The sequence below is a fragment of the Arenimonas malthae CC-JY-1 genome (genome assembly GCF_000747075.1).
Lineage (GTDB): Bacteria > Pseudomonadota > Gammaproteobacteria > Xanthomonadales > Xanthomonadaceae > Arenimonas > Arenimonas malthae.
The window spans coordinates 1-14,167 of the sequence record NZ_AVCH01000216.1 but is presented as its reverse complement, the minus strand read 5'-3'; the positions used below and the strand labels follow the sequence as shown (position 1 = coordinate 14,167).

The window sequence follows — 14,167 nt, the reverse complement described above, 5'->3', positions numbered from 1 at the left end:
GGCCGCTCCGGCGGCGGTTCGGCGCCCCCGTCGCGCAACGACGACCCGTTCCCGGACGACGACATCCCGTTCTGAGGCCCGCGCGCCCTGAACCCCTGAACCACGGCGGCGCCCGCCCGGGCGCCCGGGAGCAATGATGCAAACCTGGCTTGTCACCGGCGGCGCCGGCTTCATCGGCGGCAATTTCGTGCTCGACGCGGTGGCTTCGGGCGTCCGGGTGGTGAACCTCGACGCACTGACCTACGCGGGCAACCGCGACACGCTGTCGGCGCTCGAGGGCAACCCCAACCACGTCTTCGTGCACGGCGACATCGGCGACCACGCCCTGGTGGCCCGCCTGCTGGCCGAACACCGCCCGCAGGCCATCGTGAACTTCGCGGCCGAAAGCCACGTGGACCGCAGCATCGACGGCCCCGCGGCCTTCGTGCAGACCAACGTGGTGGGCACCTTCCAGCTGCTCGAGGCCGCGCGCGCCCATTTCAAGGGCCTGGACGCGGCCGGGCAGGCGGCGTTCCGCTTCCTGCACGTGTCCACCGACGAGGTGTACGGCTCGCTGGGCGACGAGGGCAAGTTCACCGAGGAAACGCCCTACGCGCCGAATTCGCCGTACTCGGCCTCGAAGGCCGCGTCCGACCACCTGGTGCGGGCCTACCACCACACCTACGGCCTGCCGGTGCTGACCACGAACTGCTCGAACAACTACGGGCCGTTCCAGTTCCCCGAAAAGCTCATCCCGCTGGTCATCCTCAAGGCGCTCGCGGGCGAACCGCTGCCGGTGTACGGCGACGGCCGCAACGTGCGCGACTGGCTGTACGTGAAGGACCATTGCGCCGCCATCCGGCGCGTGCTCGAAGCCGGCCGGGTGGGCGAGACCTACAACGTCGGCGGCGACGCCGAGCGCCAGAACATCGAAGTGGTGAAGACCCTTTGCGCCCTGCTCGACGCCCGCCGCCCGCGCGCCGACGGCCTGCCGCGCGAGTCGCAGATCACCTTCGTGAAGGACCGCCCCGGCCACGACCGCCGCTATGCCATCGACGCCAGCAAGCTGCAAAACGAGCTGGGCTGGCGGCCGACGGTCAGTTTCGAGCAGGGCATGGCCGCCACGGTGGACTGGTACCTGGCCCACGAGGCCTGGGTGAAGCGGGTGCTCGACGGCAGCTACCGGCTCGAACGCATTGGCCAGGAGGCCTGAGATGGCACGCAAGGGCATCATCCTCGCCGGCGGTTCCGGCACCCGGCTGTACCCGATCACGCAGTCGATCAGCAAACAGCTGCTGCCGGTGTACGACAAGCCGATGATCTACTACCCGCTCAGCGTGCTGATGCTGGCGGGCATCCGCGAAGTGCTGATCATCAACACCCCGCACGAGCAGGCACTGTTCCAGCGCCTGCTGGGCGACGGCCGCCAGTGGGGCATGCAGATTGAATACGCCGTGCAGCCCAGCCCGGACGGCCTGGCGCAGGCCTTCCTGATCGGCAAGGACTTCCTGGCGGGGCACCCGAGCTGCCTGGTGCTGGGCGACAACATCTTCCACGGCACCGGCCTGACCGAGCGCCTGCAGCGCGCGAACCAGCGCGAGCACGGCGCCACCGTGTTCGGCTACTGGGTGTCCGACCCGGAGCGCTACGGCGTGGCCGAGTTCGACGCCGCCGGCAAGGTGGTGGGGCTGGAAGAGAAGCCGGCCAAGCCGAAGTCGAACTACGCGGTCACGGGCCTGTATTTCTACGACGGCCGGGCGCCGGAGTTCGCGGCTTCGCTCATGCCCTCGGCGCGCGGCGAGCTGGAGATCACCGACCTCAACCGCTGCTACCTGCAGGAAGACGCGCTGCACCTGGAGCAGCTGGGCCGCGGCTATGCCTGGCTCGACACCGGCACGCACCAGTCGCTGCTGGAGGCCTCGAACTTCATCGAGACCATCGAGGCGCGCCAGGGCCTGCGGGTGTGCTGCCCGGAAGAGATCGCCTGGCAGAACCGCTGGATCAGCGACGCGCAGCTGCGCGCCCTGGCCGAGCCGCTTGCCAAGAACGGCTACGGCCAGTACCTGCTGTCGCTGATGTCGCGGGGCATCGTGCCGTGAAGGTGGTGGAAACCGGCCTGCCGGGCTGCCTGGTGTTCGAGCCACGGGTTTTCGGCGACGAGCGCGGATACTTCTACGAATCGTTCAACCACGACAAGCTCGCCGCCATCGGCCTGCAGCCGCGGTTCGTGCAGGGCAATGTCTCGCGCTCCTCGCGCGGCGTGCTGCGCGGCTTGCACTATCAGTGGCCCAAGCCCCAGGGCAAGTTCGTGTCGGTGCTCGAGGGCGAGGTCTGGGACGTGGCGGTGGACATCCGCCGCGGCTCGCCCACCTTCGGCCGCTGGACCGCGGTGGTCATCAGCGCCGAAAACAAGCGCCAGTTCTGGATCCCGGAAGGTTTCGCGCACGGCTTCGTGGTGCTGAGCGAACACGCCACCTTCAACTACCTGTGCACGGCCACCTACGACCCGCAGGCCGACGCCGCGCTGCGTTGGGACGACGCCGACCTGGCCATCGACTGGCCCGTGGGCGCGCCCTCGCTGTCGGCCAAGGACGCCAACGCGCCCTTCCTGGCCGACATCCCGGCCGAGCGGCTGCCCGTCTACGCCGCATGAAAATCCTGCTGCTCGGCGCGAACGGCCAGGTGGGCCACGAGCTGCGCAGCGCGCTGGCGCCGCTGGGCGAGGTGGTGGCCACCACGCGCAGCGGCCAACTGCCCGACGGCACGGCCTGCGAAACGGCGGACCTTTCCGAGCCCGGCACGCTGCCGGCGCTGGTGTCGCGCCTCGCGCCCGGCCTGGTGGTGAACGCCGGGGCCTATACCGCCGTGGACCGCGCCGAGGACGAGCCGGCGCTGGCCTTCCGGGTGAACGCCGAGGCCCCCGCGGCCCTGGCGAGGGCCTGCGCGGACGCCGGCATCGGCCTGGTGCACTTCTCCACCGACTACGTCTTCGACGGCAGTCAAACCCGCCCCTGGCGCGAGGACGACCCGACCGGCCCGCTGGGCGTGTACGGCGCCAGCAAGCTCGCCGGCGAACAGGCCGTGCGCGCCAGCGGCGCGGCGCACAAGATCTTCCGCCTGTGCTGGGTGTACGGCCCGCGCGGCCACAACTTCCTGCTCACCATGCTGCGGCTGGCGCGCGAACGCGGCCACCTGCGGGTGGTGGACGACCAGCGCGGCACGCCCACCAGTGCCGCCCGCATCGCCGGTGGCGTGGCCGCGGCCCTGCGGGCGGCGCCCGGCCTCAGCGGCACCTGGCACCTGGCGGCCGAGGGCGAGTGCAGCTGGCACGGTTTCGCCGCCGAAATCTTCCGCCAGGCGGTGGCGCGTGGCCTGCTGCCCGCGGCGCCGGTGCTCGAGCCCATCACCAGCGGCGAATTCCCCACCCGCGCCCGGCGCCCGGCCTATTCGCGGCTCGACACCACCGCGTTCCGGCGCGACTTCGGCCTTCACATCGGTGACTGGCAGGACGGCCTGGCCGAAGCCCTGGACGCGCTTGCGCGCTAGCCGCGCGGCCCATATCGTCGGGGGCTTCCAAACCAGGAAGTCCAGGGGAAACGGATGAAACTTGCTCTTGCCACGCTCGGCCTTGCCGCCAGCGTCGTCGCCTCGGCCGCGGAACCGCCGCCGGTCGAACACTTCATGCGCCACGCCACCTACAGCAGCGCCCGCATTTCGCCCAACGGCGAATACCTGGCCATCGGCGTGGACCGCGGCGGCCAGGACGTGCTCACCGTGCTGCGCCTGTCCGACCTGAGCCTGATGAAGGTGAACATCCTTCCGGACGAGAAGTCGGTGGCGGGCTACCGCTGGGTCGGTGACGACCGCCTGATCTTCACGGCCACCCGCAAGGTGGGCAGCTTCGAAGCCCCGGCCGGCACCGGCGAGTGGTACGCGGTGAACGCCGACGGCAGCCAGCCGCGCCCGATCATCTTCTACGGCAACCGCGGCGCCAGCCAGCGCGGCAAGAACGTGGGCAACGAGTTCTTCAGCCTGCTCGACCCGCTCGAGGACGACCCGCGCAACGTGCTGATGATCGCCAACTACGCGCGTTCGGCCGACGGCGCCGGCACCGAGCTGGTGCAGGTGGACACCGTCAGCGGCACCCGCAAGGTGCTGGCGCGCGCGCCCAAGGAAAACTGCAGCCTGCAGATCGACGAGAAGAAGCAGGCGCGTTTCGCCATCTGCGGCCGCGCCCGCGACGAGCAGGGCAAGTACGACCCCAACAGCGACCTCTACCGCCTCGGCGAGGACGGCAAGTGGAGCCTGGTGGCGGCCGGCAGCAGCGGCAAGCAGCTGGGCGTAAGCTGGACGGCCAAGGACGGCACCATCTACGCCTACGAGAGCGACCGCAAGGCACCGCCGGCCTTCGGCACCATCGACCGCGCCACCGGCGAGTTCCGCAAGCTGTTCCAGGACGCGGTTTCCGAGGTCGAGGGTGTCGTCATTTCGCCCAGCGATGACAAGGCGCTGGCCGTCATCACGGCCGCCGGCGTGCCCAAGGTCCACCTGGTGGACGAAGCGCATCCCGATGCCGAGCTCTACGCCTCGCTGGCCGCGGCCTTCCCCGGCCAGATGGTGAACTTCTCCAGCGCCACCCGCGACGGCAGGAAGGTGATCGTCACGGTGTTCAGCGACAAGAACCCCGGCGAGCTCTACCTGTTCGACCGCGACAGCGGCAAGGCCCGCTTCCTGATGAAGAGCCGCGAGTGGGTGGACCCGGCGCAGTCGGCCACCATGCGCGCGTTCTCGTTCAAGAACCGCGAGGGCATGACGCTCTACGGCTACCTCACCATCCCGAAGGGCTCGGACGGCAAGAACCTGCCGCTCATCGTGAACCCGCACGGCGGCCCGATGGGCCCGCGCGACAGCTGGGGCTACAACCCGGAGACGCAGCTCTTCGCCAGCCGCGGCTACGCCACGCTGCAGGTGAACTTCCGCGGCTCGGGCGGCTTCGGCAAGGCCTTCGAGGACATGGCCTACGGCCAGTGGCGCACCGGCATCATGAACGACGTCATCGACGCCACCCGCTGGGCGATCAGCGAAGGCATCGCCGACGGCGAGCGCATCTGCATCTACGGCGGCAGCTTCGGCGGCTACGCGGCCCTGATGGCGCCGGCGCGCGAGCAGGGGCTGTACAAGTGCGCGGTGGGCTACGTGGGCATGTACGACGCCCAGCTGCAGTACAAGCTCAGCGACACCGGCGAAAGCGCCGACGGCCGCCGCTACCTCGACCGCGCCTTCGGCGCCACCCGCGGGGAGCAGGACGCCATGTCGCCGATCACCTACGCCGACCAGATCAAGCTGCCGGTGATGCTGGCCGCCGGCGCCCGCGACCGCCGCTGCCCGCCGGAACACACCGAGGCCATGTTCGAGGCCCTCGAGCGCGCCGGCAACCGCCCGGAGGACATGATCATCCAGTCCGGCGAAATGCACGGCTTCTACGGCGTCGAGAACCGCGTGAACCTGTACTCGAAGATGCTGGCCTTCTTCGAGAAGCACATCGGCCCCGGCCAGCGGGTCGCCGCGAACTGACCGGTTCGCCAGGCCGCACCAACAAAAACGGCGCCCCGCGGGGCGCCGTTTTTCTTACCGGGATCGCAAGCCTTATTCCTTCATCAGGCGCTTGAGCACCGGCGTGAGCACGAACATCAGCAGGCCCGCGGCCAGGCCGATCCACATCATGTCGGTGAACACGTCGCCGTAGACGGCCAGCGCCTTGGCGGTGCTGATGCTGCCGTCGGCTTCCGGCTCGATGGCGGCCCAGGTGCCCATGCGGCCGGCGATGATTTCGCCGAAGGCCGAGAACAGGAACCAGGCGCCCATCATCAGGCCCACGGCGCGCTTGATCGACAGCGTGGTCACGGCCGACAGGCCGATGGGCGAGAGCACCATCTCGCCGGCCACCAGCACCGCGTAGGCCAGGATCATCCACCACACGCTCACCAGGCCGTTTTCGCCCGCCGTGCCGGTGGAGAAGGCCAGCACGCCGAAGGCCAGGCCGCAGAACACCAGGCCCCAGCCGAACTTGGCCGGGTAGCTGGGGTTGAGGCCGCGCTTGTCGAGCTTGGGCCACAGCCAGGCGAAGGGCAGCGAGAACAGGATGACGAAGATCGCGCCGAAGGCGGTGGTCTGCGCCGCGTTCCAGGTAATGCCGAAAGTGGTCAGGTCCATGGTGCGCTCGGCCATGGCCACCCAGGGGCCGTAGCTCTGCTCGTACAAGCCCCAGAACAGCGCGCTGATCACGATCAGCGCCATCAGCACCACCATGCGGCCCTTCTCGACGCGGCTCAGGTCGGTCAGCAGCAGGCGGATGAACCACACGCCCAGGCCCAGGCCCAACACCAGCGCCACCACTTCGGTAAGCGTGACTTCGTGGCCGCCGGCCAGCGCCGTGAGCGGGGCGAAGTTGATGCGGGTCTGCAGCACCTGCCAGACCACCACGGTCAGCACCAGGCTGCCGAGGTAGATGAGCCACTCGCGCGACAGGCCGGCGAACAGCGGCGCCTTCAGCGCCTCCGGGTCGGCCGGCTCGGCCTGGCCCAGCAGGTGCTTGCGGCCGACGATGAACTGCACCAGGCCCAGGGCCATCATCACGCCCGCCAGCCCGAAGCCATAGCCCCAGCCGTACTGGATGCCCACGTAGCCCACCACCAGCGACGACAGCGTCGCGCCGACGTTGATGCCCATGTAGAAGATGGTGAAGGCCGAATCGCGGCGCGGGTCGGTGTCGGCGTACAGGCGGCCGACGATGGTGGAGATGTTGGGCTTGAGGAAACCCACGCCCACGCCGATCAGCGCCAGCGCGAAATACATCACCTGCACCGCGAACCCGTCCACCACGCCCTGGCCCTGGATGCCGCTGGCCGCCTCGCCGGTGTAGGCCATGCCCAGCTGGCCGAACACCAGCAGCAGGCCGCCGAACACCACCGCCTTGCGCATGCCCAGGTAGCGGTCGGCCAGCAGGCCGCCCAGCAGGGGCAGGGCGTAGGCCAGGCCGGCGTAGGTACCCAGCAGCAGGTAGCCATTGGCGTCGGAGAACTTGTGGTGCTGGGTCAGGTACAGGAACAGCAGCGCCTTCATGCCGTAGAAGGCGAAACGCTCCCACATTTCGGTCAGGAAGCAGACGTACAGGCCCTTGGGGTGGCCAAGGAGTTCGCCGGTGCTGGCGACGGGTGCGGCTGGATTCACGGGAACGCTCCGTTCAGGGACGGCCGAGTATAGCCAGCCTTCACGTCCCGGGGCTTTTAACCCCCGGGGCGTCGGGCCTACCATGGGCGGGTATCCCCGAGGTTTCCGTCCATGATCCTGCGACCCCTGCTGACCGCCCTGCTGGTGCCCGTGCTGCTGGCCCCGGCCGCCCACGCCGCCAAGCCCTTCGACGCCCGCGAACTGGTCACGCTCGAGCGCGTGAACTCGCCCACCCTGTCGCCCGACGGCCGCCGCCTGGTGGTGGCCGTGCGCCAGGTCGATTTCGCCGCCGACAAGGCCAGCACCGGCCTGTGGATCGAAGACCTGTTCGCGCGCGACGCCGCCCCGCCGGTGCGCTTTACCCCGGAAGGCATGAACGTGAACAGCCCGGCCTTCTCGGCCGACGGCCGCGAGGTGTACTTCCTGTCGGCCAAGTCGGGCTCGATGCAGCTGTGGAAGCAGGCCGTCGGCGCCGCCGAGCCGGTGCAGCTCACCGATTTCCCGGTCGACGTGGGCAGCTACCAGCTCTCGCCCAAGGGCGACGCGGTGGCGCTGAGCTTCGAAGTCTTCACCGACTGCGGCACCTTGGCCTGCACCAAGGAGCGCCTGGACGCCCAGGCCGCCAGCAAGGCCACCGGCCGCCTGCACGACAAGCTGTTCGTGCGCCACTGGGACACCTGGGCCGACGGTCGCCGCAACCAGCTGTTCGTGGCGCGCTTCGGCGACGACGGCAAGGCCGCCGGCGAACCCGTGCGCGTGAGCGCCGGCATCGACGGCGACGTGCCCTCCAAGCCCTTCGGCGACGCCCACGATTACGCCTGGGCGCCGGACGGCCAGTCGCTGGTGTTCAGCGTGCGCATCGCCGGCCGCACCGAGGCCTGGTCCACCAACTTCGACCTCTACCGCGCCTGGGTGAATGCCCGCCGCGCGCCGCAGAACCTGACCGCCGCCAATCCGGCCATGGACGCCGGCCCGGTGTTCAGCGCCGACGGCAAGACGCTCTACTACCGCGCCATGAAGCGCCCGGGCTTCGAAGCCGACCGCTTGGCCCTGATGGCCATGGACCTGCGCAGCGGCAAGGCGCGCGAGATCGCCCCGGGCTGGGACCGCTCGGCCGACGGCATCGTGCTCTCCGCCGACGGCAAGGCCATCTACACCACGGCCTACGACGTGGGCACGCACCCGCTGTTCAAGGTGGACATCGCCAGCGGCAACGTGGCCAAGGTGGTGGCCGGCGGCACCGTCGGCGGCTTCGACCTGCGCGGAGACACCCTGGCCTACACGCACGAGAACCTCACCTCGCCGGCCCAGGCCTTCGTCGCCCGCGCCGACGGCAGCGCCGCCCGCCAGGTGACGCGCAACAACGAAGAGCGCCTGGCCGGCCTGGCCTTCGGCGACTACGAGCAGTTCAGCTTCAAGGGCTGGAACGACGAAACCGTGTACGGCTACGTCGTGAAGCCGGCCAACTACGAGGAAGGCAAGCAGTACCCGGTGGCCTTCCTGATCCATGGCGGCCCGCAGGGCAGCTTCGGCAACAACTTCCACTACCGCTGGAACCCGCAGACCTACGCCGGCGCCGGCTTCGCGGTGGTGATGATCGACTTCCACGGCTCCACCGGCTACGGCCAGGCCTTCACCGATTCCATCTCGCAGGACTGGGGCGGCAAGCCGCTGGAAGACCTGCAGAAGGGCTGGGCCGCGGCGCAGGAGAAGTACTCCTTCCTCGACGGCGACCGCGCCTGCGCGCTGGGCGGCAGCTACGGCGGCTACATGGTGGCCTGGATCGCCGGCAACTGGCCGGACGGCTTCAAGTGCCTGGTCAACCACGCCGGCGTGTTCGACACCCACATGATGGGCTTCAACACCGAAGAGTTGTGGTTCTCCGAGTGGGAGAACGGCGGCACGCCGGTGCAGGTGCCGCAGAACTACGAGCGCTTCAACCCGCGCAACCACGTGGCCAAGTGGAAGGCGCCGATGCTGGTCATCCACGGCCAGCTCGACTACCGCGTGCTGGTGGAGCAGGGCCTGGCGGCGTTCAGCGCCGCGCAGCGCCAGGGCATCGAAAGCCAGCTGCTGGTCTACCCGGACGAAAACCACTGGATCCTCAAGCCCAACAACAGCGTGCTCTGGCACGAGACCGTCAACGCCTGGCTCAAGCGCTGGACGGCAGGGCAGGAGTGACCGTGGCCGCCGACGTGCTCGACCTCGAAAGGCTGCGGCACAGCTGCGCGCAGTGTTCGCTGCACGTGCTGTGCCTGCCCGCGGGCATCGGCAGCAGCGACCTGCAGCAGCTCGACGACATCGTGCGCTCGCGCCGGCCGCTGGCGCGCGGCGACACGCTGTTCCGCGCCGGCCAGCCGCTGGGCTCGCTGTACGTGGCGCGCGAGGGTGCGTTCAAGACCGTGGCCATCGATGCCGAGGGCGAACAGCAGGTGGTGGGTTTCCACCTGCCGGGCGAGCTGATGGGCCTGGACGCCATGGGCCAGGGCCGCCACGCCTGCGAAGCCGAGGCGCTGACCCAGGCCACGGTGTGCGAGATCCCGCTGTCGCAGCTCGAATCCATCTGCCGGCAGATCCCGGGCCTGCAGCACCAGCTGCTGCGCATCATCGGCCAGGGCATCAACCGCGACCAGAGCCACCTGGAAATGCTGGGCCGCAAGCAGGCGCACGAGCGCGTGGCGCTGTTCCTGCACGGCCTGTCCGAGCGCTACAAGCTGCTGGGCCTGCCGGGCGAGATGTTCACGCTGCCGATGAGCCGCGAGGACATCGCCAGCTACCTGGGCCTGGTGATCGAAACCGTGAGCCGCACCCTGACCAAGCTGCAGGACGACGGCATCATCGCCGTGCGCGGCCGGCAGCTGAAGATCATCGACCGCGAGCGGCTGGATGCACTGGTGCATGCGCCGGCCCAGGCGCCGGCGCCGAAGGGCAGGGCGCAGCGCTAGGCCGTGGCAGCGATGCGCGGCATTCTCATCGCGTCGCTGCTGCTTTCCTTCGACGCGCGTGCCGTCGTCATCCGCGACGACGTGCCGGACCGCGAATACCGGATGGACGCGTCGGCCTTCCCGGCGCTCGCCGACCTGCCCGGCGAAGGCCACGGCGTGCTCATCCACCCACGCTGGGTGGTGACGGCCGCCCATGCGGTGAGCTGGCAGCACGCGCTGGACGAGGTGGTGGTGGGCGGCACGCCCCGCGCCGTGCGAAAGGTGGTGATCCACCCGGGTTTCAAGACGCCGCCGCAGGCCATGGTGGACGTCGCGCTCAAGACGGGCGACTGGGAAGCCTTCTTCGAATTCATGGCCACGTCCGACGACCTCGCGCTGGTGCAGCTGGCCGAGCCGGTGACGGACGTTCCGCCGGTGCGCGTCTTCCGCGGCGATGCCCTGGGCAAGGAAGTGCGCCTCATCGGCCGCGGCGCCACCGGTAACGGCGTCACGGGCCACACCTTGCACGGCCCGAGACGCACCGACCTGCGACAGGGCTACAACCACGTCACCGTGTCGGAGGGCCGCTGGATCGCCTACCGCTTCGACGCGCCGCCGAACGCCCACCGCCTGGAAGCCAGCACCGGCAGCGGCGACAGCGGCGGCCCGATGCTCGTCAAAGTGGACGGCGAGTGGCAGCTGGCCGGCATCGCCGCGTGGAAGCGCGGCCAGGTGGTGGGCACCGAAGTCAGGCCGGGGACGTACGGCGAAGTCAGTTACGGCGTGAGGTTGGGGAATTACGCCGGGTGGATCGAAGACGCCATTTCGACGGGTGGCGCGAACTAGCGGGTTGCCCCATCAGGGGCGGAGAAAAATTCTCGGACTCCGCCGATGGCTGGGGTGACTCCCGGGCTGCGTTGCCTTCGGTAAGGTGCAGGCTGGGCCCAGCGATGGGTCGCCAGCCGAAGCGTGCCTCCCCGCACAACAACCTGCCGTCACCACCGAGGAGTAAGGCCCATGAAGAAGTTGATCCTTGCCGTCCTGCTTGCCGCCCCGATGGGGGTTTCGGCCGCCGATGGCGAAGTGTGCATCGCAAAGGCCATCCAGCCTCCGTCGGATCATTTGCAGGCACTGTCCAACGACACCCTGTTCGAGTGCCTGGCGGCCGGCAATGACACCACCATTCCCGAGATCTACAAGAAGGGCTGGAAGGTGGTGTCGGTGCTTCCGCAGATGGTCCTGGACGCGGCCACGGGATTGCAGCGCACCCACTGGACCCTCGTTATCGAAAGAATCTGACGTTGGTGCTGGGAATTTCCGGGGCACGGAGTAAGACTTCGCTTGGCAATTTTGGTTTCGTTACTGGAAGGTTCCGACCAAGGCGCTAGGTCAGCTTTCGAAGCAGGGCCGACATCCGAGGCGAGAAGGCATGGTCTCTTGCGAACTGCAGTGAGAGTTGGGGCCCTGGCCTCACCTTGGGCTGGTTTCAGGGGGTTCGTCGGAGTGGTTGATCGCCGCGCTCAGCCGATTCTTCATAACCACCATGACATGCTAGCTCCGGCGCCGAGCACCGGTGATGCTTTTGGCCAGATGTTGGTGTCCGCCTAAACGTCTCATCGGAAATCATCCGAATGATTGATTTCATGATTCGCCTGTCAGGCGTTACCCTTGAACTAAGCCGACTGCTCACAATTCGGTTTGTACCTGGCCATGCTGCGAACGGAACCCACATCGGCAAGCAAGTCGCCTCACTGATTCCGCTCTGGAATGACGGGTGCAGGGATGAGTGCGAGATGGAACTGCTCCGGCTCTCATACCTTGCCAAGCACCTGAAGGAGATTGAGCAAGCGGATAACGAATTGCTCCTTCATTTCAGACGAGAATTTCGACGCGCAGGAAGTGCTGCGTCTTACTTTGGGGCACGCTTCGAAGCCTATATAGCTGCGAGTCTGATTCGTTCTGGTGTCTCGTTCCGAAAGTCAGAAGCGCCGGACTTCCTTATTCTGGACAGCAAGCTAGGAATCGAATGCACGAGCGCTCGCTTGGCTAGTGCGAACGGCAAACTTGACCTCGATTACAAGATCCAATCTGCCATCAATAAGAAAGCGCAGTCCGCCAGCAATAGATCTGAAGTAGCGCTCGCAATCGACATCACAAATCTTGCCTATCACGGCGGACTCAGCAAGCTTGCGGATACACGGGCTGCTACAGCCGAAGCACTTTCTGACACACGCTTCGGGAGCGCTGTGCTATTCACATATCTGTTCAATTACGAGCTGAGTAGGTACGAGACCAACTATGCTCGCATTGATTCAGCCAGCATAACGCCAGAACTAAATGCACTTCTTAATACCCTATACCCTGTGACTGGTCACGAAGTCAGAAGATTCAGTATTCCGAATGAGGGCTGAGGGATTTGCTTCCAGTAGCTGCCTGCGTGGCCCGTTTGGAGGTACTGTCTGCTCCGCCTTGATGCTCGCTTCTTGCCGATGGCGGTAGCCCCCCCCTAGACCGACCGACACCCCATCGCCTCAAGCACCGCATGGATCGCCGGCTGCCCGGCTAACCACGGGCCTGCCATGGTGACGATGCCCGCCAGCGCCACCAGCGACGCGGCGCCCACGCGCCAGGCGCGTTTCGCGAGCAGGCCGCCGAGGCGCGCGCCGCTCCAGGTCACCGGCACCATCGTGGCCATCGTGCCCAGGCCGAAGGCGGCCATGATGAGCGCGCCGTGCAGCGCGCTCGCTTCCAGCCAGGCGGCGGCCAGCACCGTGGTGGACAGGCCGCAGGGCAGCCAGCCCCAGAGCATGCCGGTGGCCCAGGGGCGCAGCGGGCCCGCCGCGGGCAGCTTCGCCTGCAGCGGGCGCAGCAACTTCCACAGGCCGGCGCCGCCGCGGGAAAGAAAACCCAGGCGGTGCGGCCACAGCAGGCGCACGGCCACCACCAGCAGCACCGCGCCCATGGCCACGCGCAGCGCGGTGGCCAGGCCGTCGGAGCGCGCGAGCAGCAGCAGGCCGCCCCCGAAGCCACCCACCAGCGCGCCGGCCAGCGTGTAACCCAGCACGCGGCCGCCGTTGAGCGCGAAGGCATTGCCCAGGCCCTGCTTCGCCGACGTGGCGGCCAGGCCCGTGGCGATGCCGCCGCACATGGCCACGCAGTGCACGCCGCCGAGCAGGCCGGTGAGCAGGGCGGCGCCGAGGGTGAGCAGGTCGACCGGCATCAGTCGCCGTCGGGGCGCGCGGGCGGCGCGGGCGGGCGCGGCGGGGCGGGGCGGTCTTCGTCGCGCAGCATGTCGAGCGCGGGCGTGTCGAGGTCGTCGAACTGGCCGCCGCGCACGGCCCACAGGAAGGCCCAGATGGCGGCGCCGAGCAGCAGCAGGGAAATGGGGATCAGGGCCAGCAGGATGTTCATTCATTGCCTCGTGGCGCGCGCCCCAGGCGCAGCGCGTTGGCGGTGACCACCAGCGACGACGCCGCCATGCCCAGCGCGGCCAGCCCCGGCGTCACCCAGCCCAGCGCCGCGAACGGCAGGGCCAGCAGATTGTAGGCCAGGGCCCAGCCCAGGTTCTGGTGGATGATGCGGCGGCAGCGGCGCGCCAGCGCCACCGATTCGGGCAGGCGCATCAGCGCGCTGCCGGCCAGCACCAGCCCTGCCGAACGATGCGCCAGCGGCGCGCCGGCGGCCATGGCCACGGACACATCGGCGCCGGCCAGCACCGGCGCGTCGTTGATGCCGTCGCCCACGGCCAGCACGCGGTGGCCGGCGGCCTGCAGCGCGCGCACGGCGGCGAGTTTGTCTTCGGGCGACTGCCGCGCATGGAAATCGGTGATGCCCACTTCCGCGGCCACGGAAGCCACCGTGGCCTGGCCGTCGCCGCTGAGCAGGCGCGGCGCCAGGCCGAGCTCACGCAGCGCGGCCACGGCTTCGCGCGCATCCGGGCGCAGCGGGTCGGCCACTTCGAAGCGGGCGAAGGCGCGGGCGCCGTCGCCCAGCCACAGCGCGCCGTCGTCCTGGCCGGCGCAGGCGAACTCGGC

General features: G+C 68.7%; 14 protein-coding genes. 10 read left to right on the top strand and 4 right to left on the bottom strand.

What is annotated here, in order from left to right; translation table 11 throughout:
* The first annotated feature begins 136 nt into the window (after nt 1-136).
* The 5 genes from rfbB to N790_RS14695 are packed head-to-tail and all read left to right on the top strand — an operon-like array spanning nt 137 to nt 5,553.
* A complete protein-coding gene (gene rfbB / locus N790_RS14715) occupies nt 137-1,192 on the top strand; it encodes a dTDP-glucose 4,6-dehydratase (RefSeq protein ID WP_043805460.1) in 1,056 nt (351 codons plus the stop codon).
* Between the two features lies 1 nt (nt 1,193).
* Entirely contained in the window at nt 1,194-2,078 is an 885-nt protein-coding gene (gene rfbA, locus N790_RS14710; RefSeq protein WP_043805456.1) for a glucose-1-phosphate thymidylyltransferase RfbA, read from the top strand.
* Nucleotides 2,075-2,632, top strand: a complete 558-nt coding sequence (gene rfbC / locus N790_RS14705; protein WP_043805454.1) for a dTDP-4-dehydrorhamnose 3,5-epimerase — start codon at nt 2,075-2,077, stop codon at nt 2,630-2,632. Before rfbA ends, rfbC begins: the two co-directional genes overlap by 4 nt.
* Entirely contained in the window at nt 2,629-3,525 is an 897-nt protein-coding gene (gene rfbD / locus N790_RS14700) for a dTDP-4-dehydrorhamnose reductase (protein ID WP_043805453.1), read from the top strand. Before rfbC ends, rfbD begins: the two co-directional genes overlap by 4 nt.
* 54 nt (nt 3,526-3,579) lie before the next feature.
* Entirely contained in the window at nt 3,580-5,553 is a 1,974-nt protein-coding gene (locus tag N790_RS14695; protein WP_156970111.1) for an alpha/beta hydrolase family protein, read from the top strand.
* Between the two features lie 72 nt (nt 5,554-5,625).
* Here the strand turns inward: N790_RS14695 and N790_RS14690 are convergent, their stop codons facing one another.
* Nucleotides 5,626-7,209: a peptide MFS transporter gene (locus tag N790_RS14690; protein ID WP_043805452.1), complete on the bottom strand. Its 1,584-nt coding sequence runs from the start codon at nt 7,207-7,209 to the stop codon at nt 5,626-5,628.
* A gap of 111 nt (nt 7,210-7,320) precedes the next feature.
* On the opposite strand from N790_RS14690, the gene N790_RS14685 reads away from it, so the two are divergent.
* The 5 genes from N790_RS14685 to N790_RS16210 all read left to right on the top strand — a co-directional run bounded on the left by N790_RS14685 (nt 7,321) and on the right by N790_RS16210 (nt 12,544).
* The gene (locus N790_RS14685; RefSeq protein WP_043805451.1) at nt 7,321-9,390 is read left to right on the top strand and encodes a S9 family peptidase; all 2,070 of its coding nucleotides are present in this window, start codon (nt 7,321-7,323) and stop codon (nt 9,388-9,390) included.
* A gap of 2 nt (nt 9,391-9,392) precedes the next feature.
* Nucleotides 9,393-10,154: a helix-turn-helix domain-containing protein gene (locus N790_RS14680; RefSeq protein ID WP_169742196.1), complete on the top strand. Its 762-nt coding sequence runs from the start codon at nt 9,393-9,395 to the stop codon at nt 10,152-10,154.
* Between the two features lie 12 nt (nt 10,155-10,166).
* On the top strand, nt 10,167-10,979 hold the full coding sequence (locus tag N790_RS14675) for a S1 family peptidase (protein ID WP_043805448.1): 813 nt from the start codon (nt 10,167-10,169) through the stop codon (nt 10,977-10,979).
* A 171-nt stretch (nt 10,980-11,150) separates the two neighbouring features.
* On the top strand, nt 11,151-11,432 hold the full coding sequence (locus tag N790_RS14670) for a hypothetical protein (RefSeq protein ID WP_043805447.1): 282 nt from the start codon (nt 11,151-11,153) through the stop codon (nt 11,430-11,432).
* 332 nt (nt 11,433-11,764) lie between these two features.
* Nucleotides 11,765-12,544: a hypothetical protein gene (locus tag N790_RS16210; RefSeq protein WP_156970110.1), complete on the top strand. Its 780-nt coding sequence runs from the start codon at nt 11,765-11,767 to the stop codon at nt 12,542-12,544.
* Nucleotides 12,545-12,639: 95 nt separating this feature from the next.
* On the opposite strand, the gene N790_RS14665 is transcribed toward N790_RS16210, so the two are convergent.
* The 3 genes from N790_RS14665 to N790_RS14655 form a co-directional block, all read right to left on the bottom strand.
* Nucleotides 12,640-13,353: a sulfite exporter TauE/SafE family protein gene (locus tag N790_RS14665; protein WP_043805446.1), complete on the bottom strand. Its 714-nt coding sequence runs from the start codon at nt 13,351-13,353 to the stop codon at nt 12,640-12,642.
* On the bottom strand, nt 13,353-13,544 hold the full coding sequence (gene ccoS, locus N790_RS14660; RefSeq protein WP_043805445.1) for a cbb3-type cytochrome oxidase assembly protein CcoS: 192 nt from the start codon (nt 13,542-13,544) through the stop codon (nt 13,353-13,355). The genes N790_RS14665 and ccoS overlap by 1 nt, the downstream gene beginning before the upstream one ends.
* On the bottom strand, nt 13,541-14,167 hold a 627-nt coding region (locus tag N790_RS14655), incomplete at its 5' end, for an HAD-IC family P-type ATPase (RefSeq protein ID WP_043805444.1). The genes ccoS and N790_RS14655, both read right to left, overlap by 4 nt.

Bases quoted from the DNA above. Each gene is read 5' to 3' on its own strand.
- N790_RS14695 (WP_156970111.1), top strand. From the start codon at position 3,580: ATGAAACTTGCTCTTGCCACGCTCGGCCTTGCCGCCAGCGTCGTCGCC.
- N790_RS14670 (WP_043805447.1), top strand. From the start codon at position 11,151: ATGAAGAAGTTGATCCTTGCCGTCCTGCTTGCCGCCCCGATGGGGGTT.
- N790_RS14665 (WP_043805446.1), bottom strand. From the start codon at position 13,353: ATGCCGGTCGACCTGCTCACCCTCGGCGCCGCCCTGCTCACCGGCCTG.
- N790_RS14675 (WP_043805448.1), top strand. From the start codon at position 10,167: ATGCGCGGCATTCTCATCGCGTCGCTGCTGCTTTCCTTCGACGCGCGT.
- ccoS (WP_043805445.1), bottom strand. From the start codon at position 13,544: ATGAACATCCTGCTGGCCCTGATCCCCATTTCCCTGCTGCTGCTCGGC.
- rfbB (WP_043805460.1), top strand. From the start codon at position 137: ATGCAAACCTGGCTTGTCACCGGCGGCGCCGGCTTCATCGGCGGCAAT.
- N790_RS16210 (WP_156970110.1), top strand. From the start codon at position 11,765: ATGATTGATTTCATGATTCGCCTGTCAGGCGTTACCCTTGAACTAAGC.
- rfbD (WP_043805453.1), top strand. From the start codon at position 2,629: ATGAAAATCCTGCTGCTCGGCGCGAACGGCCAGGTGGGCCACGAGCTG.
- rfbA (WP_043805456.1), top strand. From the start codon at position 1,194: ATGGCACGCAAGGGCATCATCCTCGCCGGCGGTTCCGGCACCCGGCTG.
- N790_RS14685 (WP_043805451.1), top strand. From the start codon at position 7,321: ATGATCCTGCGACCCCTGCTGACCGCCCTGCTGGTGCCCGTGCTGCTG.